Source organism: Streptomyces sp. NRRL S-337 (genome assembly GCF_000720175.1).
Lineage (GTDB): Bacteria > Actinomycetota > Actinomycetes > Streptomycetales > Streptomycetaceae > Streptomyces > Streptomyces siderophoricus.
In genome coordinates, this window is record NZ_JOIX01000103.1 from 1 (window position 1) to 24,374 (window position 24,374).

Sequence of the window (24,374 nt, forward strand, 5' to 3'; positions counted from 1 at the left end):
CCGTTGGGGGAGGGGGAAGAGGTGGGTGGGGGTGGGCGTTGGGGGTGTAAGGGGGGCTGCGGACCCGTAGGGGTGGGTCGAACAGATCCCGTAAGGGTCGCGAGGGCCCCCTGCGGGCCACAACCGGACACGCGGGCGGAGCTATTCCCGCTGACCAGCGACGTCAGGTGTACGCGGCACGACGCGCGCCCCCACTCAGCCGCACACTCCCCCAACGGGAGGGGACGGGCCGGAGGGGCCTTGTTCGTGGACGTAAAGCGAAGAAGTCCGTCACCCGGGCCCGGTCCGGTTCGGGTGGGAGGGGGGAGCCGGACACCGCTGCGTCGGCCTCCTCGGTCAGGTGGGCCATCCGTCGTTCGACCGTCTCCCAGGTCACCTCGCCCCGCCGGACCGCGAGCAGCTCGGTGCGGTCGTCGCCGACGTCCAGCGTGAGCGCGCCCGTACGCAGCAGATCGCGGGCGCTCGCCAGCAGGTGCAGCAGATGCATGGCGTGCTTCCAGCGCGGCGCCCCGTGGCGTCGGAGATCCGCCCGCAGTTGCTTGAGCTGGCCGGTGGCGTAGCCCGTGAACGTGCGGTGGACCTGGCGGGAGAGGAACGCCGCGCGCAGCGACAGCAGCTCGTGGCCGGTGGCGTCGATGCGCTCCACGAAGGGGGAGTGCAGGCACTCCAGGGCGGTGGGGTTGGCCCGCAGCGCCAGTTGGCAGAAGCGTTCCAGCTCCCAGGAGAACTCCTCCTCGCGCGGCCCCTCCACATGGGTCGGCGGCTTCTCGAAGCCCCAGAACAGGCGGGTGGGGGCGAGATACACCCCGCGCCGGTCGGTGTCACTGCTCTCGGTCGCCAGCCCGAAGGCCCGCGAGCCCATCACGCAGGCGTAGACGGTGTGCTCGGCGACCAGGGCGTGGTCTGCGGCGGCTGCGGACATGGCGGCGATTGTCGCTGGTGGGAGGGGGAATGTCACCAGGTTTGCGGCGGACGGCCGGGACCGGGCCGGTGCGTTCCGGCCGGGGCCGGCGCGGGGCCGGGCGGGCGGACGGCCGTCGCGTACGCGATGTCGGTGCGGCTGGTTACGCTGAGCAGTGAAGCGCACGGATGTGTGGCGCGCTCGAGGACGCAGGGGAGCAGTGACGTGGCGGTACGAGCGGTCCGCGGGGCCGTCCAGCTGGAGCGGGACGACGCGGAGCATATGCAGGAGCAGGTCGGTGGGCTGCTCACCGCCATCCTGGAGCGCAACGGACTGCTCGCGGACGACCTGATCAGCGTGTGGTTCACGGCCACCCCGGACCTGCACAGCGATTTCCCGGCCGCCGCCGCCCGCGCCCTGGGCATCACGGACGTCCCGCTGATCTGCGCCGAGGAACTGGACGTCGACGGCGCCATGGAGCGCGTGGTGCGGGTGCTCGCCCATGTGGAGACCGAGCTGTCGAAGGCCAAGATCGCCCACGTCTACCTCGGCGCCGCCGGGGCGCTGCGAAAGGACATCGCGCAGTGAGGACCGCACTCGTCATCGGAACCGGCCTGATCGGCACCTCGGCCGCGCTCGCCCTCGGCGCGCGCGGTGTGCAGGTCTATCTGGAGGACCACGACCAGGCCCAGGCCCTGACCGCCGCTGCGCTCGGCGCGGGCACCGCCGAGGCGCCCCCGGGGCCGGTCGATCTGGCCGTGGTGGCCGTGCCGCCGGCCCATGTGGCGTCGGCGCTCGCCGATGCCATACGGCGAGGGGTGGCCCGCGGGTACATCGACGTGGCCAGCGTCAAGGGCGGCCCGCGCCGTGAGCTGGAGGCGATGGGCTGCGACCTGAGCGCCTACCTGGGCACGCACCCGATGGCCGGCAAGGAGCGCTCCGGGCCGCTGGCCGCCACCGCCGACCTCTTCGAGGGCCGCCCCTGGGTGCTCACCCCGGCCCCCGGCGGCGACACCGAGGTGCTCAACCTCGCCCTGGAGCTGGTCGCGCTCTGCCGGGCTGTCCCGGTCGTGATGGACGCGGACGCCCACGACCGCGCCGTCGCCCTGGTCTCGCACACCCCCCAGCTGCTCTCCAGCCTGGTCGCCGCCCGTCTCAAGGGCGCCGACGAGACCGCCGTCCGGCTCTGTGGCCAGGGCATCCGGGACGTGACCCGGATCGCGGCCTCCGACCCGGCGATGTGGATCGACATCCTCTCCGCGAACCCGGGCCCGGTCGCGGACGTGCTCGCCGAGATCGCCGCCGACCTGGACGAGACCGTCCGGTCCCTGCGCTCCCTGGAGTCCGCCGACGAGGAGAAGCGCGGCGGCGGCGCCAGCGGCATCGAGGACGTCCTGCGGCGCGGCAACGCCGGCCGCGAGCGGGTCCCCGGCAAGCACGGCGCCGCCCCGGCCGCGTACGAGATCGTCGCCGTGTACATCGGCGACCAGCCCGGCGAGCTGGCCCGGATCTTCGCCGACGCCGGCCGTGCCGGGGTCAACATCGAGGACGTCCGCATCGAGCACGCCACCGGTCAGCAGGCCGGTTTCATCCAGCTGATGGTCGAGCCGAAGGCGGTCCCGGTGCTGACCGCGGAGCTGCGGGAGCGGGGCTGGTCCATCCGGCAGTGACATCCCGGGTCCGCCCGCCCGGGACGCGGTGGACGGTGCCGTCCGGGTGAGCCAGTAACCTTGGGCGAGGCCCTCATGGCCCTTGGACCCCGCCCCGTGTACCAGAAAGGTGTTCGTCACCGTGGAAACCGCCGCCCGGACCGCCCCGGCTGCAGTGATTGTCGCCATCGACGGCCCCGCAGGCACGGGCAAGTCCAGCACGTCCAAGGCCGTCGCCGCCAAGCTGGGCCTCGGCTACCTCGACACCGGCGCCCAGTACCGCGCGATCACGTGGTGGATGCTCAACAACGGCATCGATGTGAACGACGCCACGGCGGTGGCCGACGCCGCCGCCAAGCCCGCGATCGTCTCCGGTACGGACCCGGCCGCCCCGACCATCACGGTCGACGGCCTGGACGCCGCGGGCCCGATCCGCACCCAGGAGGTCACCGCCGCGGTCAGCGCCGTCAGCGCGGTCCCCGAGGTGCGGGCCCTGATCACCGACCTGCAGCGCTCCATCGCCACCGCGGCTCCGAACGGCATCGTCGTCGAGGGCCGCGACATCGGCAGCACGGTCCTTCCCGACGCCGACCTCAAGGTCTTCCTCACCGCCTCGCCCGAGGCCCGGGCGGCCCGCCGCAGCGGCGAGCTCAAGGGCAAGGAGGCCGCGGACCTGGCGGCCACCCGCGAGGCGCTGATCAAGCGGGACACCGCCGACTCCTCCCGTAAGACCTCGCCGCTGGCCAAGGCGGACGACGCGGTCGAGGTGGACACCACCGAGCTCACCCTCGACCAGGTCATCGAGTGCGTGGTCACCCTCATCGAGGGCGCCAGCGCCGAAAAGGCGGGACTCGCCCGGTGACCGACACGGGGGCACCGAGCGCTACCGGCGCCGGGGCCGGGGCCGGGCAGGCGTCCGGAGTCCCGAGCGCCTCCGGTGCCGCGGTCGGCCGGCGGATCGGCATCGGCCTGATGTACGGCCTGTGGCGGCCGCGGGTGCTGGGCGCCTGGCGGGTGCCGTCCACCGGCCCGGTGATCCTCGCCGTCAACCACTCGCACGGCATCGACGGCCCGATGCTGATGGGCACCGCGCCGCGGCCGGTGCACTTCCTGATCAAGAAGGAAGCCTTCGTCGGCCCGCTGGACCCGTTCCTGCGGGGCATCGGGCAGCTGAAGGTGGACCGCAGCACCGCCGACCGCAAGGCGATCACCGACGCGCTCGCGGTGCTGGCGCACGGCGGAGTGCTGGGGATCTTCCCCGAGGGCACCCGCGGCGCGGGCGACTTCGCGTCGCTGCGGGCGGGCCTGGCGTACTTCGCGGTGCGCTCCGGCGCCCCCGTCGTGCCGGTCGCCGTGCTCGGCGGCGCGGAGCGCCGCAGCCGGCTGACACCGGCCGTGCCGCGGCTGCGCAGCCGCGTCGACGTCGTCTTCGGCGACGCCTTCGAGGCGGGTGACGGCAGCGGCCGGCGCACCCGTAAGGCGCTCGACGAGGCGACCGTACGGATCCAGGAGCGGCTGACCGCCCACCTGGCAGCGGCCAGGCGCCTGACCGGGCGCTGACCGAAACTTGAGTAGTGGGCCGCGGACGAGCGGCCCACCGATCACGATGATGAACGAGGAACGGACTTCATGAACGACCAGATCCCCACCGGCGACGAGCACGGTGCGCTTGGCGACGCCGAGTACGCGGAGTTCATGGAGCTCGCCGCGCAGGAGGGCTTCGACCTTGAGGAGGTCGAGGGCGACATCGCCGCGGCCGGCCACGGCCCGCTGCCCGTCCTCGCCGTCATCGGCCGCCCCAATGTCGGTAAGTCGACACTGGTGAACCGCATCATCGGCCGCCGCGAGGCGGTCGTCGAGGACAAGCCGGGCGTCACCCGCGACCGGGTCACCTACGAGGCGGACTGGAACGGCCGCCGCTTCAAGGTCGTCGACACCGGCGGCTGGGAGCAGGACGTCCTCGGCATCGACGCGTCCGTGGCGATGCAGGCCGAGTTCGCCATCGAGGCCGCCGACGCGGTGGTCTTCGTCGTCGACGCCAAGGTCGGCGCGACCGACACCGACGAGGCCGTCGTCAAGCTGCTGCGCCGCGCCGGCAAGCCGGTCGTGCTGGTCGCCAACAAGGTCGACGGCCCGTCCGGCGAGGCCGACGCCGCCATGCTGTGGTCGCTGGGCCTCGGCGAGCCGCACCCGGTCTCCGCGCTGCACGGCCGGGGCACCGGCGACATGCTCGACGCGGCGCTGGAGGCACTGCCCGAGGCGCCCGCGCAGACCTTCGGCCAGACCGTCGGCGGGCCGCGCCGGGTCGCGTTGATCGGCCGCCCGAACGTCGGTAAGTCCTCGCTGCTGAACAAGGTCGCCGGCGAGGAGCGGGTGGTCGTCAACGAACTGGCCGGCACCACCCGCGACCCGGTCGACGAGCTGATCCAACTCGGCGGCAAAACCTGGAAGTTCGTGGACACCGCCGGTATCCGCCGCCGGGTGCACCTCCAGGAAGGCGCGGACTACTACGCCTCGCTGCGCACCGCCGCGGCCGTGGAGAAGGCCGAGGTCGCGGTCGTGCTGATCGACGCGGGCGAGTCCATCAGCGTCCAGGACCAGCGGATCATCACGATGGCCGTGGAGGCCGGCCGGGCCCTGGTCATCGCCTACAACAAGTGGGACAACCTCGACGAGGAGCGCCGTTTCTACCTGGAGCGGGAGATCGAGCGGGACCTCGTCCAGGTCCCGTGGGCGATGCGGGTGAACGTCTCCGCGCGCACCGGCCGCCACATGGAGAAGCTGGTCCCGGCCATCGAGACCGCGCTGGCCGGCTGGGAGACCCGTATCCCCACCGGCCGGCTGAACGCCTTCCTCGGCGAGATCGTCGCCTCCCACCCGCACCCGATCCGCGGTGGCAAGCAGCCCCGCATCCTCTTCGGCACCCAGGCCGGCACCAAGCCGCCCCGCTTCGTCCTCTTCGCCTCCGGCTTCCTGGAGGCCGGCTATCGCCGCTTCATCGAGCGTCGCCTGCGCGAGGAGTTCGGTTTTGACGGCACCCCGATCCACATCTCGGTGCGGGTCCGGGAGAAGCGCAGCAAGAAGAAGTAGCGGCGATTGCGGGTGCCCCGGGGCCTCAGGAGTGGCGGGGGTGGGCGTCCCGGGGGCTCGGGGGGAGAGCCGGGAGGTGGCTGCGGGCGTGGTACGGCTGGCGGCCGACGACCTCCCAGTGGCCCGTGGACGCCGTCGTACGGCCCCAATTCCCGGTGCCGCCCAGCACTTCCGAGATCTCCGGCTCGTCCGTGCGGTCCCCGGGCAGCGCCCGGAAGGAGCGGCGGTACTCGGCGTACAGCGCGTCGTAGATCGGCGTGGCGGAACCACGGTCGGTCGGGCGCGTCGTCCCGTGCTCGTGCGACGGGCGCATGCCGGGGATCGGGTGGGCGTACGGGGCGCGGGAGGAGGGGTCGTATGCGTGCACGTATGTGCCAACGACCCCGATGGCCACGGGATGCGGCCTGTGCGCGGAAATGGCTGATCGCGGGGGCAGGACCGGCCGAAACGACGGTCCTGCCCCCGCGATCGGGTGCCGGGTCGGTCAGGTGCCGGCCAGCGGCATGGCCGCGGCGACCAGCTTGCCCTGTGCGGCGGCCTGCTCCAGCGCCTGCCGCATGAGGTCCTCGCGCGGCTGGTGACCGATGGTGCCCGCGGGCGCGGCGTACATCAGCACGGTCTGGGCCTTGTTGGCCGCGGTGCGCCAGCCGTCCGACACGGCCAGCGGCTGATGGGCCTGCCACCAGGCGGCCTGGCTGCCGCCGCTGCCCGGCTGCAGCACGGCGTGCAGCTTGCCCATCGCCAGCAGGGCGGACCAGCCCGGGATGACGGCGGGCAGCTTGTTCATGTCCGAGACCGGCTGGAAGCCCTGCTCCAGGAGCAGCGGCAGGAAGTCGTCGTCCAGGCTGACCGAGCCGGGGCGGGCGATCGGGCCGTCCGGTTCGACGACCAGGGCCGGGCGCAGATCGTCCTCGACGAGCACCAGCCCACAGGTGATCCCGAGGGTGGCCTGGCGTTCACTCGTGGGGATCGGAGTGGCCGACGCGGCCTGCGCTCCGGGGTTGGGGGCGGCGTCCTCTCCGGTGATGGAGCGCACGGCTCCCTGGAGCTGCTCCTCCGATACCGGGACGACCTGCGAGGGGATGCAGGTGGCATGGGCGAAGGCGAGCACCGCGGTTTCCTCGCCCACGAACAGGACGGTGCTGGTGCGCTCCTGCTCGCTGTCTCCGGGGGTCCGGCAGGAGGTGCAGTCGTAGCTGCCGGGGGCGTCGCCACCGGCCAGCAGGCGGTCGGCTTCTTCGTCGCCGATCTCGGCGCGAACGTCGTCGCTGACGTCGAGCATGCGCGGCACGGGTGGCTCCTCGATCTCTGTGCGTCTGCCGGGCGGTCTCCCGGCTCGTACAAGGACAACGGGTGACCTGCGGCAGGGGTCACGCGACGACGGGAACAGAATCGAACCATTCCCCGCACAGAGGAGAACTACGGAAAGTCACCCGTTGGGCGATCACGTAGGGACATGCTCTGCGGAAGGCATGGCGCAGTCGGGCGCGTTCCGTACACCGGAGCGGGTGGGAGCCGGCCCTCGCGGGCGCGGCGCGCGAGCCGGCCGGGGGTGCCTGCTTACCGTCACCGGCTATGTCGGACAACTCTTCGGCCGCACGGCGTGTCGTGGGAACCGTCGGGTCGCTCACCGCGGCGGCCGCCGCTCTCGTCCTCGGTCTGTGCCCGCCCGGCGCCGCCGCCGAGCTCCCGCACGACGGCGGCGGCGCGCCCGCGCCGGTGCGGGCCCGGCACGCGTGTGCCGGCAACGACTGGCCCTGGGGCTGCCTCGCCGAGTGCGAGAGCAGCGGCGACTGGCACATCAACACCGGCAACACCTTCTACGGCGGCCTGCAGTTCTGGCAGCCCACCTGGGAGGCGTTCGGTGGGCTGGCCTTCGCGCGGCGGGCCGACCTCGCGACCCGTAAGGAGCAGATCCACGTCGCGAAGAAGGTGCAGGCCGCGCAGGGCTGGGGCGCCTGGCCGGTCTGCGCCAGGCGTTACGGGCTGATCAGCGAGGACGGGACCTATGTCGTCCGGCGCGGCGACACGCTGGGCACGATCGCCCGCAGCCTGCATGTCAAGGGCGGCTGGCGGGCGCTCTACAAGGCCAACCGCAAGGCCCTGGGCGCCCATCCGCACCGGCTGAAGGTCGGCCTCACGCTGCGGATCCCGGGGACGCCGGAGCCTCCGGAAACCGTTCCGGCCCGGCAGCCCACCGACCCCGCCCCGGTGACACCGAGCCGGAACGAGAACGGTGTGGTGCCCCCGGTGGCCAAGACGGACGACCTGGTGCCACCGGTGGTCAAGCCGGTCGATGTCGTGCCACCGCTGACCAAGACGGTCGACGCGGCGCCACCCGGGCTCCCGACGGGCGGTGCACCATCTCAAGGGGACCGGCCCGGTGGTGTGGCGCCACCGGGGCCCCCGGCGGGCGGTGCGGTGGCGCCGGAGACGCCGGCGGCCGGTTCGGCGTCTCAGCAGGCTTCGGCGAGCGGTGCGGCGCCGCGGGGCGGCGTCCGGGCCGGCGGTCCGTCGTCTCAGGGCACCCAGACCGTCAAGTCGGTCGTGAAGACCCCGGAGTCGCAGGAGTAGGCGGGCCAGTGGCCCTGGCGGCGGCCGGCCTCGCCGGTGGCGCGGCATTCGGTCCGGCCGGCGAGGGAGTGGGAGAAGGTGTCGTACCGGGCCCAGTGGCCCGAGGGGGGCCGGGGTGCCGGTGCGCCGCCGTCCTGGTCGGCCGCGCTCGCCGGGCCCGCCACCACGAGGCCGCCGACCGCCAGTAACGCGGCCGCCACCGCAGTGCCCCATCGTCCGATCCTCACCGGTACCTCCTCGGCGGCCCGGCACCTCCCCCGGTGCGGGCCGGACCGTCGCGGTTCGGCTGCTCCCCCGTTCGAGCAGACGAAGTGCCCCACCGTGCCCCGGCGTCGGACGCCGGGCGCCGCAACGGCCCCGTACAGGCTTCCGGTTGGGGCGGGGCCCCGGCAAGGCGGAACCCGGGCCGGATCCGGACAGAATCCGGGGGCGGCCGCGGCGGAGAATGACCGACACGCGGGGGGCGGAGTGCGGCCCTCCGCCGCCGCCACGCCGTACTGCGGCAACGGGACGGGGGCCGACGGGATTTGTGGGGGCGAGGTTCCGTGCCGCCGCTACCGATGGCCTAACTCTTTCGGTACATCTTGGCGAAAGCGCCCAACCCGGAACCAGCTTGTGCGGTCTTCGCGTTCAGAAAAGGGATGCCTTGCGCGGGGGAGGGGTGCGCGCGGCGACCGCAGGGAGAGCGGGACGACCGGAAGACCATGGGGACACAGGGACGATGCACATCTCATTCCTGATTCACAACGCCTACGGCATCGGGGGGACGATCCGTACGACGTGCACGCTGGCGCGTACCCTCGCCGAGCAGCACGACGTCGAGATCGTGTCCGCCCTGCGCCACCGTGACACTCCCGTCTTCGACCCCGGACCGCGGGTCGCGCTGCGGCACCTCGTCGACCTCAGGGAGTCCGGCCCCCACTACGACGGCGGCGACCCGGCGCACGCCCGGCCCGCCAAGGTCTTCCCGGCCGCGGAGCGCCGCTACGACCAGTACAGCGAGCTCACCGACCGGCGAATAGCCCAGCATCTGCGCCGGATCGAGGCCGATGTGGTGGTCGGCACCCGCCCCGGGCTGAACGTACACCTCGCCCGGCAGACGCGGCGCGGCCCGGTCCGTATCGGCCAGGAACATCTGACCCTCGACACCCACAGCCGGGCGCTCAAAATGGCGCTGCGCGGGGCCTATCCGCGGCTGGACGCGGTCACCACCGTCACGGAGGCCGACGCCCGCGCCTACCGCCGCCGGCTGCGGCTGCCGGGCGTCCGCGTCGAGGCGGTGCCCAACGGCGTGCCCGCGCCCGCGCTGCCGCCCGCCGACGGCACCGGGAAGGTCGTCGTCGCGGCCGGCCGGCTCGCCCCCGTCAAGCGGTACGACGTCCTGGTCCGGGCCTTCGCCCGGGTCGTCGCCGAGCGCCCGGACTGGCGGCTGCGGATCTACGGCGGCGGGGCCGAGAAGGCCGCGCTGCGGTCGCTGATCGACGAGCTCGGGCTGTACAACCACGTCTTCCTGATGGGCCCGGCCCACCCCCTGGAGGCCGAGTGGGCCAAGGGCTCGATCGCCGCGGTCTCCTCCAGCATGGAGGCGTTCGGCATGACGATCGTCGAGGCCATGCGGTGCGGACTGCCGGTCGTCGCCACGGACTGCCCGCACGGTCCCGGCGAGATCATCAGCGACGGGGTGGACGGCCGGCTGGTGCCGGTCGGTGACCCGGAGGCGATGGCCGGCGCGCTGCTGACGCTGATCGGCGACGACGACGCCCGGCGCCGGATGGGCGCCGCCGCCCTCGCTGCGTCCGCCCGCTTCGACCCGGCCCGGATCGCCGCGCGCCATGAGGCGCTCTTCGGCGAACTGCTGGCGCGCCGACGCGCCAGTTGGCTGCACGGCGGGCTGCACCGCGCCCGGGGAGCGCTGCTCAGCGGCGCCTACGCGACGAAGGACGCGGCCCGCGCCGCGCTGAGAGGGGTGCGCACGGCATGACCGCGTCGCGCCAGTTGACCTGGACCGGAGACGAGACGAAGGAGTCGGCCGCCATCGATCAGGAAGCCACGGCCGGGAGCGGCGGGGCACCCGACGGACGCGAACGGCGGGCCGGGCGGCGAAAGCGGGCGGACGGCACGGCCGCGCCCGCCGAGTTGCGGGCCGACTGCATCGCGGACTCCGCGGGCGGCCTCACCTTCGACCTGACCGCCCCCAAGGACACCGCGCCCGCCTGGAGCGCGGCGCTGGTGCTGCGGCGGCGCGGCGGCGACGGCGCGGACGACGAGGTCCGGCTGCCGCTCGGCCCGAACGGCGCCGGCCGGCTGCGGGCCGTGCTGCCCAGCACCGTCGCGCTCGCCGAGGGCCGCTGGAACGCCTACGCGGACCTCGGCGACGGCGACGCGCTGCGGCGCCTGCAGCCCGGCGTCAACGACCTGCGGTCGCTGGTGGACCGCCGTCCGCTGGCCGGCATCGGCCGGCTCGGGGTCCGCATCCCGTACGCGACCAAGCTCGGCAACCTCGCGCTGCGCAGCTGGCTGCGCGGGCCGCACGCGGAGGCTGGGGACATCCTCGTCTCGCCGGACGGCATGACGGTCTCCGGGCGGCTCTACGGTGCCGCCCCGGCCGCCGGTGCCCTGGCCGAGGCGCGTGCCCGGCGCGCTGCCGGCTCCCCGGCGCCGGTCACCGTCCCGCTGACCGTCGACGGCCCGGAGTTCTGCTTCACGCTGCCCTACGAGGAGCTGGCCGGCCGCTGGGCGCACGGCACCGAGCCCTGGGATCTGTGGCTGCGCCCCGCGGAGGGCGCCCACCCGGTCCGGATCGCCCGGCTCCTCGACGACGTCGCGGACAAGAAGCAGGTGTTCAACTACCCGGCGCTGCCGGTGCCCGCCGGCGCGGCGCAGCTCCGCATCGGCCCGTACTACACGCTCGACAACGACCTGGCCGTCCGGGTCGCCGGTCCGGACGCGGGCTGAGCCGGACGCGCATCGGGCCGGAGCCGCGGAAGCCCGGTCGGCAGGACGCCGGCCGGGCTTCCGCACGCCCGCCCGCACCCGCCCGCCGGCACCGCCCTGCCCCGCTGCCCGGCCGGGCGATGTGCGGGAAATGTGTATGGAGTGTGCTGCGTGCGCCAAATTCCCGGCGGCCGGGAATGGGCGTCCGATAAGGGGGAATCCGGCGCCGGTGGCGGATTAATTTCCGGCCGGTGTTGCCCGGTGTCCGGAGCGGCGGTGTCCGTTTCGTATCCGATCACGGCGGAATTCCGCCGGTTTTATTTTTCCACCCGGTTGCGCCGTCACCCGGCGCGTACGGGTGACGGAAGTTCCGGCAAACGCCACAACACCGGCTGTGACACAAGTGTGACCAATGACGGACCGGGAAGTCACCGGGGTGTGCGCCCGACGGGCCTTCCGCGGGCCCGGTACGGGCGCCTACGGTGGCTGTCATGAGTGACGTACCCGACTTTCCGACCAATCCCGAGGACGACGTCCGGACCTATGTCGGTCTGGAGCAGCAGGACGCCGAGGAGCGGGCCCGGGGGCGCGGCTGGAGCACCGTCCGCGCGCTGCCGCCCGGCACCGTGATCACCATGGAGTACGTCGCCGGCCGGCTCAACTTCGAGGTCAAGGACGACGTGGTGCACCGCTGCTGGCCGGGCTGAGCACCGGCGCCCCGCCGCACCCGGAACGACCACGGAACGACGGACACAACGACGAAGGCCCCGGCCGCTCGGAGGAGCGGCCGGGGCCTTCGCTGCGGGGTTGGGGTGTGTGCGTACCGGCCCCGCGGCTGGTGGGGCGGTCAGCCGCCGGTGTTGCGGCCGCGCACGGACGTCGGGCCGATCGGGGTCGTGCGCGGGACGCGGTCCGCATGCGGCGGCCGCCGGCTGCCCGCGGGAGTGACCGGGGTGCGCTCCGACCGGATGGTGTACGGACGCGACGCGTGGTGCGGCCAGCCGTCCGGGCCGCGGGTGGCCGGGCGGCCGCCCGTGGTGGCGCCGATGGTCTCGCGGACCAGCACCTCGCCGTCCGGGGCGAGGCGCTGCCGGGAGACGCCGGGGGCCAGCGAGCCGGCCGGCAGCGGGCCGCGCAGCGAATCGGGGCGCAGCCGCAGCCACAGCCGCAGCAGGATGCCCATGAGGCGGTCCTCGACCCAGGTGACGCCGGGCTCCAGCCAGGGCATGGTCAGCAGCACCAGCAGGCCGGCGGCCCAGCCGAGCAGCACGTCGCTGACCCAGTGGGTGCCGAGGTAGACGGTCGTCATGCCGACGCCCAGCGCGCCCAGCGCGGCGATCACCGACAGCGTGCGGCGGCGCAGCGGGGTGGTCGCCAGGTAGGCCAGCACGCCCCAGGTGACCACGGCGTTCGCGGTGTGACCCGAGGGGAATATGTCGCCGCCCAGCCACATCTCGTTGGCGCCGACCGTCGTCGCGTAGTGCGGACCGAGCCGCCCCATGCCCAGCTTCGCGGCGCCCACCGTGATGTTCAGCAGCAGCAGTGAGGCGCCGAGCACCAGCAGCGGGTGGAGGTTGCGCTGGCGCCAGCAGCGCCAGCCCAGCCAGGCCGCCACCGCCACCGCGGTCGGGCCGCGCTGGCCGAGCACCACGAAGTAGTCGAGGAAGGCGTGGATCGCAGGCCATTGCTTGTACGGCCTGAAGAACATGACCTGCCAGTCGAAGGTGACCAGCCAGGAAGTGGTCAGCACTCCGACCACGATCGCCACGTACACCGCCAGGGTGCCGCCGAACAGCCACAGGCGGGTCCGGGTCATCTGGGGTGGTCGGGCGCGATCGGTCGGGCGCTCCTCCATCTGGTCGAGCTTCTTCTCATCGGTACGCACTCAATCGACGTTACCGCCTGTGATGTAGGTGCTTGGTCAAACTGTGCGCTTTGTAATGACGATGTGATGTGGAATGGGTCTCAATCGGGGCTTCGGCGGCGGGATTTGGAAGAGAATTCCGCGGCATTCTCAATCCCTTCCGGACGCCCGCGTGTCGGTCCGTCGAGCGCCTTATCTGCTTTTCTCCGGAGGAGTTTATCGGCTATTTGCCGGGGCGTTGGGCGGCGTTTCCTCGCCGCCGGGATCGCGGAAGAGGATCATCCGGCTGCCCGCCGGAAGAAGTTGATCTTTGTGGCCGTGGCCGGATCACGGCGGGCCCGAGCCGTTCAGCCAGAACGCCCCGTAGACCGCGGACCCCGCCGCCACCGCCCCGATGACCAGCCAGGACCAGGCCGGCCGCCACCGGGCCAGCGCCGCCGCCGGCGTCAGCAGCAGCGGGTAGGCCGGCATCATCAGCCGCGGCTTGGACCCGAAGTAGCCCTTGGCGGTCAGGGCCATCAGCAGCACCAGCCCGCCGTAGACCGCCAGCGGCAGCGGCTGGCCGCGCCGCACCCCGTGGACGTACAGCCAGATCACCAGTCCGACGCCGGCCAGCAGCCCGAGACCGGCCACGAAGGACGGGCCGGCGAGCTGCTGCCCGATGAACCCCGCGAACGCGACGCCGCCGTCGAAGCCGTTGCCCCAGCCGCCCTGGACGTCCAGATAGCCGGTGACCGAGCCCTGCCGGATTCCCACCCATACGAAGTAGCCGCACCAGCCGAGTGGCGCGAGCAGCACCCCGGCCGCCATGCCGGGGTGGGAGCGGAGCGCCGCGCGCGGCCGTACGCCCGCCGCCCGCTCGCGCCACAGGGTCACCGCCGCGGTGATCCACACCGCCGCGACCACCGCCGCGCCCACCGGCCGGGTCAGCCCGGCCAGCGACGCCAGCACTCCCGCCGTCACCCAGCGCCCGGTCAACACGGCGTGCACGCCCCAGGCCGCGAGCGCGGTGAACAGCGCCTCCGAGTACGCCATCGACTGCACGATCCCGACCGGCAGCGCGGCCCACAGCGCCGCCAGCGCGATCCCGGCCCGCGGCCCGTGCAGCCGCTCACCGGTCGCGTACAGCGCCCAGGCCGCGGCCAGCGATGCCGACCAGGCCACCGCCATCCCGGCGTCCGCGGCCGACAGCGGCGTGAGCGCCGACAGGCCGCGCTCCAGCCACGGCAGCAGCGGGAAGAACGCCAGGCTGGAGTGCACGTCACCGTTGGCCAGCTGAACGCTGTAGCCGTAGCCCTGCTCGGCGACCCGGGTGTACCAGAGCGAGTCCCAGCGGGCGGTGAGCAGGGTGTGCCAGTCCTTGCCGTTCGCGGCCGACCAGATGCCCAGCACCAGCAGCCCGAGCAGCCGGACCGCGGCGTACGCCGCCAGCGCGGGGGCGGCCCGGCGCAGTGCGGCGACCACGGCGGCGCCGTCCCGTGCGGTCCGGCCGGGAACCGCGGCCGAGGCAAGATCGTTCATCTGGACGATTATCCAGGTCTCCGGAAATGCCGGACGACGGGCGGAGGGGGAACGTCCGGCACTGCGATGAGCGTCTCATCGTGAGGTGAGCCACGCGGCAGCCTCGGGGACTCGCGTAGTCTGACGTCCTTACTCGCCCGTGCCGCCGGTTCCCCCGGGGCGTTTTTCGCGCCCTGATCCATGGCCGCGAGAGCATGACTGGAGGTGCTGCATGTCCGGGACGACCACGTCCGGCAAGGGACGGACGGCTGGTGTTCCCCGGCTTCCAGGCGGCGGTGTGAACCGCTGGACCGTGCTGATCGTGCTCTGCGTGAGCCTGCTCTTCGTCGCGCTGGACACCACGATCCTCTATGTCGCCGTGCCCTCGGTCACCGAGGACCTGCGGCCGGGACCGGTCGAGCTGCTCTGGATCGTCGACATCTACCCGCTGATCGCGGCCTCGTTGCTGATCCTCTTCGGCACGCTCGGCGACCGCGTCGGCCGCCGCCGCATCCTCCTGCTCGGTTACGGCCTCTTCGGCCTGGCCTCGGCCGTCGCCGCGCTCGCCCCCAATCCGCAGATCCTGATGACGGCGCGCGCCCTGCTCGGCATCGGCGGCGCGATGATCATGCCCGCGACGCTGTCGATCCTCCGGCAGGTCTTCCCCGACCGGCGGGAGCGCGCGGTCGCCATCGGCGTGTGGAGCGCGGTGGCCGCGGTCGGCGCGGCGGTCGGCCCGGTCCTCGGCGGCTTCCTCGTCGAGAACTTCTGGTGGGGCTCGGTCTTCCTGATCAACATCCCGATGATGGCCGCGATGCTGCTGATAGGCCGGTGGCTGCTGCCGGAGTCGCGCGGTGAGCGCAACGGCCCCTGGGACGTGATCGGCGCGATCGTCGCGGCGCTCGGCGTGCTGGGCGTCGTCCTCGGCGTCAAGCGGATCGGCAGCGGCGCGGCCCTCGTCGGACCGACCACGCTGTTGCCCATCGCGCTCGGCGTCGCCCTGCTGCTGCTCTTCGTACGGCGCCAGCGCCGGCGCACGCACCCGCTGATCGACATGCGGCTGTTCGCCCGGCCGGCGTTCGGCACCTCCGTCGGCTGCATCGTGCTGGCCATGCTCGCCCTGGTCGGCCTCCAGCTGATCGCCGTCCAGTACCTCCAGCTCGTCCTGGGACTGAGCCCCCTGGAGACCGGGCTGCGGATGCTGCCCCTGGTCTTCGCCGCGATGGCGGCCGGCCTCACCGGCTCGAAGCTGCTGCAGGCCCTCGGCCCGCGGGCGATGGTCTCGTTCGGTTTCGTGCTCACCGCCGCCGCGGTGCTCTGCCTGACCGCGATGACCAGCCACGACCGCCCGTGGCTGCTGTCCGGCGGCTTCGTGCTGCTCGGCTTCGGCTTCCAGTCCACGCTGTTCGGGGCCTACGAGTCGATGCTCAGCGAGGCCCCGGCCGAGCAGTCCGGCGGCGCCGCGGCCATCGGCGAGACCTCCTACCAGCTCGGTGCCGGTATCGGCGTCGCGCTGCTCGGCAGCGTCATGAACGCCGCCTACGCCCCCGGCCTGACGCATGTCGACGGCGTTCCCGCGAAGACGTCGGCGTCCGCCGCGCACTCCCTGGGCGAGGCGTACAAGGTCGCCGCGGGCCTGGGCGAGAGCGCCAAGGAGGCGCTGCGGATCGCGGCCCGCGACTCCTTCGTCCGCGGGCTGCACATCACCCTCGTCGCCAGCGCCGTGCTGCTGCTGGTCGGTGCGGGCATCGCGCTGCGGCTGCCGCGCCGGGCCGCGGAGTCCACCGAGCGGGCCGAGGGCGACACCGGCACCGCGGAGGGTGCCCCGGCGGGCGCCGGGCGCGGCACCGGCGAGCCCGCCCCGGCCGGCTCCGGCCGCTGAGATCCGGCGCCCTCTCTCTTTCCGTCCCGCCGCGCGGCTTGGGCCCTTGCCGCGCGGCACCGCGGGCCGTACCGTCGGACGCGCTGCATAACTACCACTGCTAGTTTTATTCGCGCGCGCTGCACCCGCCGGAGGCCCGCCATGTCAGCCAAGCCGTCCTCAGCTTCCTCAGCTTCTTCGGGTTCCTCACCTTCTTCGACGGTTCCGCCGTTCGACCCGGGCGACCCGCTGGGCATCGACGACCTGCTCACCGACGAGGACCGCGCAGTCCGCGGCACCGTCCGCCGGTGGGCCGCCGACCGGGTCCTGCCGCACATCGCCGAGTGGTACGAGGCGGGCGAACTCCCCGGCATCCGCGAACTGGCCCGGGAACTCGGCTCGATCGGCGCCCTGGGCATGTCCCTGACCGGCTACGGCTGCGCCGGCGCCTCCGCCGTCCAGTACGGCCTGGCCTGCCTGGAACTGGAGGCTGCCGACTCGGGCATCCGCTCGCTGGTCTCCGTACAGGGCTCGCTCGCCATGTACGCCATCTGGCGCTTCGGCTCCGAGGAGCAGAAGCAGCAGTGGCTGCCGGGGATGGCGGCCGGCGAGACCATCGGCTGCTTCGGCCTCACCGAGCCGGACCACGGCTCCGACCCGGCCGCGATGCGGACGTACGCCAAGAAGGACGGCGACGACTGGGTGCTGACCGGACGCAAGATGTGGATCACCAACGGCTCGGTGGCCGGTGTCGCGGTGGTGTGGGCCCGGACCGACGACGGCATCCGCGGCTTCGTCGTACCCACCGACGCCCCGGGCTTCTCGGCCCCCGAGATCAAGCACAAGTGGTCCCTGCGCGCCTCGGTGACCAGCGAACTCGTCATGGACGAGGTACGGCTGCCGGCCGACGCGGTGCTCCCCGGCGTCACCGGTCTGCGCGGCCCCCTCGGCTGCCTGAGCCACGCCCGCTACGGCATCGTCTGGGGCTCCATGGGCGCGGCCCGCGCCAGCTTCGAGGCGGCGCTCGAGTACGCCCGTACCCGGGAGCAGTTCGGCAAGCCGATCGGTGGCTTCCAGCTGACCCAGGCCAAGCTCGCCGACATGGCCGTCGAACTGCACAAGGGGATCCTGCTGGCCCACCACCTGGGGCTGCGGATGGACGCGGGGCGGTTGCGCCCCGAGCAGATCAGCTTCGGCAAGCTGAACAACGTCCGGGAGGCGATCGAGATCTGCCGCACGTCCCGGACGATCCTCGGCGCCAACGGGATCTCGCTGGAGTACCCCGTCATGCGGCACGCCACCAACCTCGAATCGGTGCTCACCTACGAGGGCACCGTCGAGATGCACCAGCTGGTGCTGGGCAAGGCGCTCACCGGGCTGGACGCCTTCCGCTGAGCGGCCCCGCAGGCGCCGGCACCGCCCGGTGACCGGCCCTGCGCTCAACTCTGGTTGCTGCCATACCCGGGGGTGACCCCCGGGCCCCCGGCCGGAGGGGCCGAGACGTCGCTCAACTCTGGTTGAAGAAGCCGCCGTTGCGGTGGTCGCGGGTCTCGCCGCTGAGCACCCGGTAGTCGGCGGGGGTGAGCAGGAAGACCCGGGTGGCGACCCGCTCGATCGAACCGCGCAGGCCGAAGGTGAGGCCAGCCGCGAAGTCCACGACCCGCTTGGCGTCGGCGGACTCCATGGACGTCAGGTTGACGATCACCGGGACGCCCTCCCGGAACAGCTCGCCGATGCCACGGGCGTCCCGGAAGCTCTCCGGGGTGACCGTGGCGATGCGGGTGCCCTGGTCCTGAGCGGTCTCGTCGGCCACCCGGACCCGGGGGTCGGTCACCCAGGGGTTGCCACCCGGGCCGGCGGCATCGGGTCCCTCGGCGTAGTCGTCGTCGTAGTAGCGCTCGTCATCATTGTCGTCGACGAGGCCAAGCCAGGCACTCGCCTTGCGCACCGATCCCATTGACGCCTCCTCTCACCCGTGGTCTGCGTGTGTTCCTGCCCCTATCGTCGTCCATCAGGCCGACAGAGTGCCAAGTGGATAGCGGCCGCACGGGGGGTTCGTGACACATCTGGTGCAAAGGGGGTGGCGCGCCATCAGCTTCCGCGCCCTACAAGGAAACTGACTGTATGAAGAGCGTAACGATCGGTATGCGATCGAGTGGTGACGTCAAGTGGCCGGTCCGGGCCGGGGCCTGATCCGCCCGGTCTACTTGATCTCCGGCGGGCTGATCTGCGACGTCTTGATCGCCGAGGGCCCGGTGCCCCACTTCTTCAGGATCCGCTCGTAGGTGCCGTCCTCCTTCAGATGGTTGACCGCGGCCCGGAAGGCGGGCGCCAGCGGGGTGCCCTTCTTGAACGCGAAGCCGACGTCGAGCCGTTTGAACTCGTTGAGGAACCGCAGGCCGGGCTGTTGTTCGACGGCGTACCGCAGCCCGTTGATGGTGCTCATCACCACGTCGCTGCGGCCCTGCTGGAGGGAGATCCACAGCGCGCCCTGCTCGGCGAAGGTCTTGACGTCGTACGGCTTCCTGCCGGCTTCCGGGCACAGGTGCCGGTTCTGCTCCAGCGTCGCCTCGAAGGTGGTGCCCGCGCCGGTGGCGACGGTCAGTCCGCACAGCTGCTTCAGCGAGGTGACCTTCTTCAGCGGGCTGTCCTGGCGGGCCGCGAAGCCCTGGCCGTCGTTGACGTACGTGACGAAGTCGAGGGTCCTGCGGCGCTCGTCGGTGACGCCGAAATTGCCGGTCCCCACGTCGTACTTGCCGCTGTCGAGGGCCGGCAGGATCGCCTCGAAGCTCGCCACCTCGCGGTGGATGCGCAGTCCGAGGGCCTTGCCGACCGCGTCCGCGAAGTCGATGTCCTGGCCGGCCAGGGTCGTGCCGTCGGGCAGATAGGTGGCGCCGGGCGGGGTGCCGACGGCGGCGGCGAGCGCGAGGGTGCCGCGCTTGCGGACCTCGGCGGGCAGCAGTTCCGCCGCGGCCGGGTCCTTGGTGACGCCGGAGACCACGTCGGTGGTGGGGATCTTGGCGTGCGCGGCGGCCGGCCCGGTGGCGCCGGCGGAGTCCGACGGGTCGCCCGAGCCGCAGGCGGTGAGCGCCAGGACCGCGGTGGACAGCAGGGCCGTGGCGCGCAGTGCGGTGGTGCGGGGCGTGGTGGGGGTCATGGGCGCGGGGTCTCCAGGTGCTTCTCGAACGGCAGCGGGCCGATCGACTCCGGGTCGGCGGACAGGTCGAACAGCGGCCGGTAGCCCGCGGCGAGGTAGAGGCCCTTGGCCTCGGGCTGGCGCGGGCCGGTGGTCAGGTGGATGCGGGTGTAGCCGCGGGCCGCGGCGTGCTGCTCCAGGGCCGCGAGGACCTGGCGGCCCAGTCCGCGCCGGCGGTGCGCGGAGTGCGTCCAGATCCTCTTGAGTTCGGCGGTCCGGGCATCGAGGCGGCGGTACGCGCCGCCGGCCACCGGCTCGCCGTCCGCAAGCAGCAGCAGGAAGGCGCCGCCGGGCGGGGCGAACTCCTCCGCCGGGTACTCCAGGCCGAGGTCGACCGGCTTGTGGTAGCGCGTGCGGTATTCGTGGGTCAGCTCGTCCAGCAGCGGGCGGGCGAGGGGATCGGTGACGGTGGTGTGCCGCACCGTCAGGTGACGGCCCTTCAGGGGACCGGGTGTGGTGGTCATCGGGCCGCCTCCGCGGCCGGCTCCGTTGCCCCGGCGGGTGCGGGCGAGGGCCAGGGCAGTGGGTCGGGCAGCTCGTGGCGCAGCGGGGGCAGTACCTCGGCGGCGGCCAGCCGCAGCACCTCGGCCTTGCGGGCGAACGGCAGCCCGGCGCTGTCCACGGAGAAGAACTGCAGCGCATGGCCGTAGGCGAGGCGCTGCGACAGGATCTTGTCGACGATCCGCGCGGGCGAACCGACCAGCGCGGGACCGTGGTCGGCGGCCTCGTCCAGGGTGCGGAACGGGGTGTTGTTGCCCGGCACGTCGCGCGCGGCGACCGCCGTCTCGTAGTACGGCGCGAACTCCCGGCGGGCGGTGCGGTCGTCGGCCGCCGCGTAGAGGGTGCCGCCCGAGCCGACCAGCGCGGCAGCCGGATCGTGCCCGTGGTCCGCCCAGCGGGCCCGGTAGTGGTCGATCAGCTTGGCGTAATCGGCCACCGGCTGGATGACGTTGGCCGCGAGGACCGGATCGCCCCAGAGTGCCGCCAGCTCCACCGAACGCTCGCTGGTGGCGCTGCCGTGCCAGATGGTGGGCGGCCGCCGGAACGGGCGGGGCAGCACCGTGGCGTCCTTCAGCGGCGGCCGGAACCGGCCCGACCAGGTGACGTGCTCCTCGCTCCACAGCCGGCGCAGCAGTGCGTGGTTCTCCTCCAGCAGTGCGTACTGGTCGTCCGGATCGCGGTGGAAGAGGCGCCAGGGCTCGGGCGCGTTGCCCTTGCCGATGGTCAGCTCCAGCCGGCCGCCGGAGAGCTGGTCGACGGTTGCGTAGTCCTCCGCGACCCGTACCGGATCGAGGGTGGACAGCACGGTGACGGTGGTGAACAGCCGGATCCGGTGGGTCCGGGCGGCGATCGCGCCCAGCACCGCGGGCGGCGAGCTGGACAGGAACGGCGCACCGTGCCGCTCCCCGACACCGAAGGCGTCGAACCCCAACTCCTCGGCAAGTACCGCGAGTTCGACGACCTCGCGGAGCCGGTCGTGGGGAGACAGGAGGCGCCCGGACAGCGCGTCCGGGACGTTGTCGATCAAAGTCATGACGCCGAAGCGCATACCGCGCCCTTCTGCGAGCGGGACGGAGGGAGGAGGAAGGAAGCACGAAAGGACGAAAGGACGAAAGGAAGGAGGAAAGGAAGAAGGGCCCCCTGGGGGGAGGGAGGCGTGACGAAGAGGGTGGAGCGAGGGGAGGGGTCGCCGAAGAAGCGGCGTGGCGTGTGAAGGCGCGCGGCGGAAGGACGAGAAGAACCGCGGAAGGGGCCCGGCCTTATCGGCGACGGGCCGCAGGGCAGGGGGTCAGCTCAACAGGACGACGACCACACACGACCGAAGTCGATGTGGTCGCGGGTGACCAGTCGCTGCCATGCGTACATGCCAACAAGTGGAACAGGCATCCGTTTCGACGTCAACCACGACGTGATCCATCGCTCACAGTGCGGACAGCCTTGACAACCCGGCGTGTTGACCCCATAGCCTCAAGGGCCGGTCGTGCTGAGGGGCGCGGCCCGCTCGTTCGTGTGAAGGCGCCGGAGCCCGTGCTCGCTCTCGGCATCCACGGAGCCTTCGCATGCCCTTGGTCGACCCCGTTTCCGACACCCTCGACGCCCCGGCGGCACCCGCCGCGGTGCCCCCCGACACCCCCGGCAACCCCGGCTCCCCGGACCCCGCCGCGCTCCGCATCGTGCCGCACCGGCGCACCGGCCGGCGGGCCGCGGCCGCCGTCGTCCTCGTCCTGCTGGCGCTGGCCCTCGTCTCCGTCGTCCGCAACGACGCCTTCCAATGGGACGTGGTCGCCGACTACTTCCTGACCACCGCCGTCCTGCGCGGCCTGGGGCTGACGCTCTGGCTGACCGTGGCCGTCATGGTGCTCGGCTTCGCGCTGGGCACCGTGCTCGCGGCCATGCGGCTGTCGGACAACCCCGTGCTGCGCGGCGTGAGTTGGGGCTACGTCTGGCTCTTCCGGTCCATGCCGATCCTGGTGCAGCTGCTGTTCTGGTTCAACATCGGGGCGCTCTACCCGACGATCCTCGGCGTGCGGACCGTCAACCTGCTCGACCCGGTCGGCGTCGCGGTCATCGGGCTGACCCTGCACGAGGCCGCCTACGCCGCCGAAGTGGTCCGCGGCGGCATCCTGTCGGTCGACAAGGGGCAGCTGGAGGCCGCCCAGTCGCTGGGGCTGGGCGCCTGGCGGCGGCTGCGCCGGATCGTGCTGCCGCAGGCCATGCGGGCGATCGTGCCACCGGCCGGCAACATGCTGATCGGCACCCTCAAGGGCACCTCCATCGTCAGCGTCATCGCCGTCCAGGACCTGCTCTACTCCGTGCAGCTGGTTTACCACCGCACCTATCAGGTCATCCCGCTGCTGCTGGTCGCCACCCTCTGGTACGTCATGGTCACCTCCGTGCTCAGCGCCGGGCAGTTCTTCGTCGAGCGGCACTACGCCCGCGGTACGGCCGGTGCGCGGTGAAGGCCTCGCTCGTCATCGTCGGGGCCGGCCCGCGCGGAACCGGCGTCCTGGAGCGGCTGGCCGCCAACCTCCCCGCGCTGTACGGCGACCGGCCCCTGGACATCCACCTCGTCGATCCGCACCCGCCCGGCGGCGGCCGCATCTGGCGCCACGACCAGTCCCCGCTGCTGTGGATGAACTCCATGGCCGAGGACGTCACGATGTTCACCGACGAGACGGTGGAACAGGCCGGCCCGGTGCGGCCGGGCCCCACGCTCGCCGAGTGGGCCGGGGCCGACGGGCAGGCGTTCCTCAGCCGGCAGCAACAGGGCGCGTATCTGCGCTGGGTGTACGAACGGTCGGTGGCCGCGCTGCCGCCCGCCGTCACCGTCCACGAGCATCGGGGTACCGCGGTACGGGTCTCCGGCTCGCGCGACGGCCGGCAGCAGGTGTGGCTGGCCGGCCGCCCGGCCCCGCTCCTGGCCGACCTCGTCGTCCTCACCCTCGGTCACCTCGACGCCGAACTGCCGCCGGAGCAGGCGAAGTTGGCGAAATTCGCGGTCCGGCACGGGCTGACGTACCTGCCGCCCGCCTTCACCGCCGACAGCGATCTCGGCGCCCTCCGGCCCGGTGAACCGGTGCTGGTGCGCGGTTTCGGGCTGGCCTTCATCGACCTGATGGTGCTGCTGACCGAGGGCCGCGGCGGCACGTACACCACCGGCCCGGACGGGCGGCTGACCTACCGGCCCTCGGGCCGCGAGCCCGTCCTGCACGTCGGTTCGCGGCGCGGCGTCCCGTACCACTCCAAGATCGGCTACCCGCCGAGCGGTGAACGGCCGCCGCTGCCCCGGTTCTTCGGGCCCGCCCAGGTGGACGAACTCCTCGCCCGGCCCGGCGGGATCAGTTTCCGGCGCGACGTCTGGCCGCTGATCGACAAGGAGCTGGGCTTCGCCCACTACCACCGGCTGTTCACCGCGCACGCCGACCGCACCCGGATGGCCTGGCCCGACTTCGAGGAGAAATACGCCGCCGCCGACCCGGGCAGCGCCGCCCTCCAGGCCCTGGTCGGCGCGGCCGTCCCGGACCCCGCCGACCGGCTGGACCTGGCGGCGCTGGACCATCCGCTGGCCGGCCTGCGCCACCCCGACGCCGAGGCGCTGCAGGAGGGGCTGCGCGGCTACATCGAGGCCGACCTCGCCCGCCGCCACGACCCCGCGCACAGCCCCGACCTCGCGGTCTTCCTCGCGCTGCTGTCGGTCTACGGCCAGCTGGTCCGGCTCGGCGACCGCGGCCCCTGGTGGCACGGCTTCTTCAGCTACCTCGCCTCCGGCCCGCCGGGACCGCGGCTGCGCCAGCTGCTCGCGCTCTCCCGGGCCGGTGTGGTGCGCTTCCTCGGCGCGGACACCACCGTCACCGCCGACCCGCGGCGCGGGCTGTTCCGCGCCGAAAGCCCCAGCGTGCCGGGGGAGTCGGTGACGGCCCGGGCGCTGGTCGAGGCCCGGCTGCCGGAACCGACCGTGGCGCACACCCGCGACGTCCTGCTCCGCTCCCTGTACGCCGAGGGCGCGGCCGCGACCCCGGCCGGGCTGCTGGCGGTCGACCCCGCCGACGGCCGGATCCTGGACCGGGCCGGTCTCCCGCACCCGCGCCGCTTCGCCCTCGGCCCGCACACCGACGCCCGGGCCGGCGGCGCGTTCTCCCGTCCCGGTACCAACGCCCCCGCCTTCCGGCAGAACGACGCCACCGCGCGGGCGCTGCTCACCTTCCTCCGCGACCGGGCCGCCCGGCCCGGATCTGCCGGGGTGAGGCGGCGACCGGGGAGCCGTCGTGCCAGGCGAGGTCGGCGGTGATCAGGGCGGTGCCGGG

At 73.1% G+C, this 24,374-nt stretch carries 23 protein-coding genes; 13 read left to right on the forward strand and 10 right to left on the reverse strand.

Annotated features, from left to right (window positions below; translation table 11 throughout):
• Positions 1–163: 163 nt before the first annotated feature.
• Positions 164–922 carry a DNA polymerase beta superfamily protein gene (locus tag IG62_RS0137500; protein WP_030814468.1) on the reverse strand — a complete coding sequence of 253 codons (759 nt, stop codon included), beginning with the start codon at positions 920–922 and terminating at the stop codon, positions 164–166.
• Between the two features lie 204 nt (positions 923–1,126).
• Between IG62_RS0137500 and aroH the strand changes: the two genes are divergently transcribed.
• From aroH to der, 5 genes are all read left to right on the forward strand, one after another.
• On the forward strand, positions 1,127–1,489 hold the full coding sequence (aroH, locus tag IG62_RS0137505; RefSeq protein WP_030814471.1) for a chorismate mutase: 363 nt from the start codon (positions 1,127–1,129) through the stop codon (positions 1,487–1,489).
• A complete protein-coding gene (locus IG62_RS0137510) occupies positions 1,486–2,571 on the forward strand; it encodes a prephenate dehydrogenase (protein WP_030417225.1) in 1,086 nt (361 codons plus the stop codon). Before aroH ends, IG62_RS0137510 begins: the two co-directional genes overlap by 4 nt.
• A gap of 121 nt (positions 2,572–2,692) precedes the next feature.
• Positions 2,693–3,412 carry a (d)CMP kinase gene (cmk, locus tag IG62_RS0137515; RefSeq protein ID WP_420711175.1) on the forward strand — a complete coding sequence of 240 codons (720 nt, stop codon included), beginning with the start codon at positions 2,693–2,695 and terminating at the stop codon, positions 3,410–3,412.
• Positions 3,413–3,522: 110 nt separating this feature from the next.
• The gene (locus tag IG62_RS0137520) at positions 3,523–4,110 is read left to right on the forward strand and encodes a lysophospholipid acyltransferase family protein (protein ID WP_234326902.1); all 588 of its coding nucleotides are present in this window, start codon (positions 3,523–3,525) and stop codon (positions 4,108–4,110) included.
• A 69-nt stretch (positions 4,111–4,179) separates the two neighbouring features.
• A complete protein-coding gene (gene der, locus IG62_RS0137525) occupies positions 4,180–5,640 on the forward strand; it encodes a ribosome biogenesis GTPase Der (protein ID WP_030814480.1) in 1,461 nt (486 codons plus the stop codon).
• A gap of 25 nt (positions 5,641–5,665) precedes the next feature.
• On the opposite strand, the gene IG62_RS0137530 is transcribed toward der, so the two are convergent.
• Positions 5,666–6,007, reverse strand: a complete 342-nt coding sequence (locus IG62_RS0137530) for a hypothetical protein (RefSeq protein ID WP_037840302.1) — start codon at positions 6,005–6,007, stop codon at positions 5,666–5,668.
• 117 nt (positions 6,008–6,124) lie between these two features.
• Complete coding sequence (locus IG62_RS0137535) at positions 6,125–6,931, reverse strand: hypothetical protein (RefSeq protein WP_030814485.1); 807 nt, start codon at positions 6,929–6,931, stop codon at positions 6,125–6,127.
• Positions 6,932–7,215: 284 nt separating this feature from the next.
• On the opposite strand from IG62_RS0137535, the gene IG62_RS47540 reads away from it, so the two are divergent.
• On the forward strand, positions 7,216–8,214 hold the full coding sequence (locus tag IG62_RS47540; protein ID WP_158795175.1) for a transglycosylase family protein: 999 nt from the start codon (positions 7,216–7,218) through the stop codon (positions 8,212–8,214).
• Here IG62_RS47540 and IG62_RS0137545 read toward each other — a convergent pair.
• The gene (locus IG62_RS0137545) at positions 8,160–8,441 is read right to left on the reverse strand and encodes a hypothetical protein (protein ID WP_158795176.1); all 282 of its coding nucleotides are present in this window, start codon (positions 8,439–8,441) and stop codon (positions 8,160–8,162) included. The genes IG62_RS47540 and IG62_RS0137545 overlap by 55 nt on opposite strands.
• Positions 8,442–8,935: 494 nt before the next feature.
• Between IG62_RS0137545 and IG62_RS0137550 the strand changes: the two genes are divergently transcribed.
• The 3 genes from IG62_RS0137550 to IG62_RS0137560 all read left to right on the forward strand — a co-directional run bounded on the left by IG62_RS0137550 (position 8,936) and on the right by IG62_RS0137560 (position 11,855).
• Positions 8,936–10,195 carry a glycosyltransferase family 4 protein gene (locus IG62_RS0137550; RefSeq protein WP_030814494.1) on the forward strand — a complete coding sequence of 420 codons (1,260 nt, stop codon included), beginning with the start codon at positions 8,936–8,938 and terminating at the stop codon, positions 10,193–10,195.
• Positions 10,192–11,169, forward strand: coding sequence for a hypothetical protein (locus IG62_RS0137555; RefSeq protein ID WP_030814497.1), 978 nt, complete (start codon positions 10,192–10,194; stop codon positions 11,167–11,169). The genes IG62_RS0137550 and IG62_RS0137555 overlap by 4 nt, the downstream gene beginning before the upstream one ends.
• A 470-nt stretch (positions 11,170–11,639) precedes the next feature.
• Entirely contained in the window at positions 11,640–11,855 is a 216-nt protein-coding gene (locus IG62_RS0137560; protein WP_030814500.1) for an I78 family peptidase inhibitor, read from the forward strand.
• A gap of 140 nt (positions 11,856–11,995) precedes the next feature.
• Here the strand turns inward: IG62_RS0137560 and IG62_RS0137565 are convergent, their stop codons facing one another.
• Both IG62_RS0137565 and IG62_RS0137570 read right to left on the reverse strand, forming a co-directional pair.
• A complete protein-coding gene (locus tag IG62_RS0137565; RefSeq protein WP_030814503.1) occupies positions 11,996–13,033 on the reverse strand; it encodes a phosphatase PAP2 family protein in 1,038 nt (345 codons plus the stop codon).
• Positions 13,034–13,339: 306 nt separating this feature from the next.
• Positions 13,340–14,533 carry a membrane protein gene (locus tag IG62_RS0137570; protein WP_030814506.1) on the reverse strand — a complete coding sequence of 398 codons (1,194 nt, stop codon included), beginning with the start codon at positions 14,531–14,533 and terminating at the stop codon, positions 13,340–13,342.
• Positions 14,534–14,744: 211 nt separating this feature from the next.
• On the opposite strand from IG62_RS0137570, the gene IG62_RS0137575 reads away from it, so the two are divergent.
• Together IG62_RS0137575 and IG62_RS0137580 are read left to right on the forward strand one after the other, a co-directional pair.
• Positions 14,745–16,394, forward strand: coding sequence for an MFS transporter (locus IG62_RS0137575; protein ID WP_051799148.1), 1,650 nt, complete (start codon positions 14,745–14,747; stop codon positions 16,392–16,394).
• A gap of 141 nt (positions 16,395–16,535) precedes the next feature.
• The gene (locus IG62_RS0137580; RefSeq protein ID WP_051799149.1) at positions 16,536–17,768 is read left to right on the forward strand and encodes an acyl-CoA dehydrogenase family protein; all 1,233 of its coding nucleotides are present in this window, start codon (positions 16,536–16,538) and stop codon (positions 17,766–17,768) included.
• Positions 17,769–17,880: 112 nt separating this feature from the next.
• Here the strand turns inward: IG62_RS0137580 and IG62_RS0137585 are convergent, their stop codons facing one another.
• The 4 genes from IG62_RS0137585 to IG62_RS0137600 all read right to left on the reverse strand — a co-directional run bounded on the left by IG62_RS0137585 (position 17,881) and on the right by IG62_RS0137600 (position 21,118).
• Positions 17,881–18,330, reverse strand: a complete 450-nt coding sequence (locus IG62_RS0137585) for a cell division protein SepF (RefSeq protein WP_030814513.1) — start codon at positions 18,328–18,330, stop codon at positions 17,881–17,883.
• A 246-nt stretch (positions 18,331–18,576) separates the two neighbouring features.
• Positions 18,577–19,530, reverse strand: a complete 954-nt coding sequence (locus tag IG62_RS0137590; RefSeq protein WP_030814516.1) for an ABC transporter substrate-binding protein — start codon at positions 19,528–19,530, stop codon at positions 18,577–18,579.
• Entirely contained in the window at positions 19,527–20,033 is a 507-nt protein-coding gene (locus IG62_RS0137595) for a GNAT family N-acetyltransferase (RefSeq protein ID WP_030814519.1), read from the reverse strand. The genes IG62_RS0137590 and IG62_RS0137595 overlap by 4 nt, the downstream gene beginning before the upstream one ends.
• A complete protein-coding gene (locus IG62_RS0137600) occupies positions 20,030–21,118 on the reverse strand; it encodes an LLM class flavin-dependent oxidoreductase (RefSeq protein WP_030814522.1) in 1,089 nt (362 codons plus the stop codon). The genes IG62_RS0137595 and IG62_RS0137600 overlap by 4 nt, the downstream gene beginning before the upstream one ends.
• A gap of 511 nt (positions 21,119–21,629) precedes the next feature.
• On the opposite strand from IG62_RS0137600, the gene IG62_RS0137605 reads away from it, so the two are divergent.
• Both IG62_RS0137605 and IG62_RS0137610 read left to right on the forward strand, forming a co-directional pair.
• A complete protein-coding gene (locus tag IG62_RS0137605; protein ID WP_030814525.1) occupies positions 21,630–22,529 on the forward strand; it encodes an amino acid ABC transporter permease in 900 nt (299 codons plus the stop codon).
• Positions 22,526–24,358, forward strand: a complete 1,833-nt coding sequence (locus IG62_RS0137610; protein ID WP_030814528.1) for an FAD/NAD(P)-binding protein — start codon at positions 22,526–22,528, stop codon at positions 24,356–24,358. Before IG62_RS0137605 ends, IG62_RS0137610 begins: the two co-directional genes overlap by 4 nt.
• Positions 24,359–24,374 lie beyond the last annotated feature (16 nt).

Bases quoted from the DNA above. Each gene is read 5' to 3' on its own strand.
- IG62_RS0137560 (WP_030814500.1), top strand. From the start codon at position 11,640: ATGAGTGACGTACCCGACTTTCCGACCAATCCCGAGGACGACGTCCGG.
- IG62_RS0137550 (WP_030814494.1), top strand. From the start codon at position 8,936: ATGCACATCTCATTCCTGATTCACAACGCCTACGGCATCGGGGGGACG.
- IG62_RS0137520 (WP_234326902.1), top strand. From the start codon at position 3,523: ATGTACGGCCTGTGGCGGCCGCGGGTGCTGGGCGCCTGGCGGGTGCCG.
- IG62_RS0137595 (WP_030814519.1), bottom strand. From the start codon at position 20,033: ATGACCACCACACCCGGTCCCCTGAAGGGCCGTCACCTGACGGTGCGG.
- der (WP_030814480.1), top strand. From the start codon at position 4,180: ATGAACGACCAGATCCCCACCGGCGACGAGCACGGTGCGCTTGGCGAC.
- IG62_RS0137600 (WP_030814522.1), bottom strand. From the start codon at position 21,118: ATGCGCTTCGGCGTCATGACTTTGATCGACAACGTCCCGGACGCGCTG.
- IG62_RS0137500 (WP_030814468.1), bottom strand. From the start codon at position 922: ATGTCCGCAGCCGCCGCAGACCACGCCCTGGTCGCCGAGCACACCGTC.
- IG62_RS0137575 (WP_051799148.1), top strand. From the start codon at position 14,745: ATGTCCGGGACGACCACGTCCGGCAAGGGACGGACGGCTGGTGTTCCC.
- IG62_RS0137585 (WP_030814513.1), bottom strand. From the start codon at position 18,330: ATGGGATCGGTGCGCAAGGCGAGTGCCTGGCTTGGCCTCGTCGACGAC.
- IG62_RS0137580 (WP_051799149.1), top strand. From the start codon at position 16,536: ATGTCAGCCAAGCCGTCCTCAGCTTCCTCAGCTTCTTCGGGTTCCTCA.
- IG62_RS0137570 (WP_030814506.1), bottom strand. From the start codon at position 14,533: ATGAACGATCTTGCCTCGGCCGCGGTTCCCGGCCGGACCGCACGGGAC.
- IG62_RS0137605 (WP_030814525.1), top strand. From the start codon at position 21,630: ATGCCCTTGGTCGACCCCGTTTCCGACACCCTCGACGCCCCGGCGGCA.
- IG62_RS47540 (WP_158795175.1), top strand. From the start codon at position 7,216: ATGTCGGACAACTCTTCGGCCGCACGGCGTGTCGTGGGAACCGTCGGG.
- IG62_RS0137555 (WP_030814497.1), top strand. From the start codon at position 10,192: ATGACCGCGTCGCGCCAGTTGACCTGGACCGGAGACGAGACGAAGGAG.
- IG62_RS0137590 (WP_030814516.1), bottom strand. From the start codon at position 19,530: ATGACCCCCACCACGCCCCGCACCACCGCACTGCGCGCCACGGCCCTG.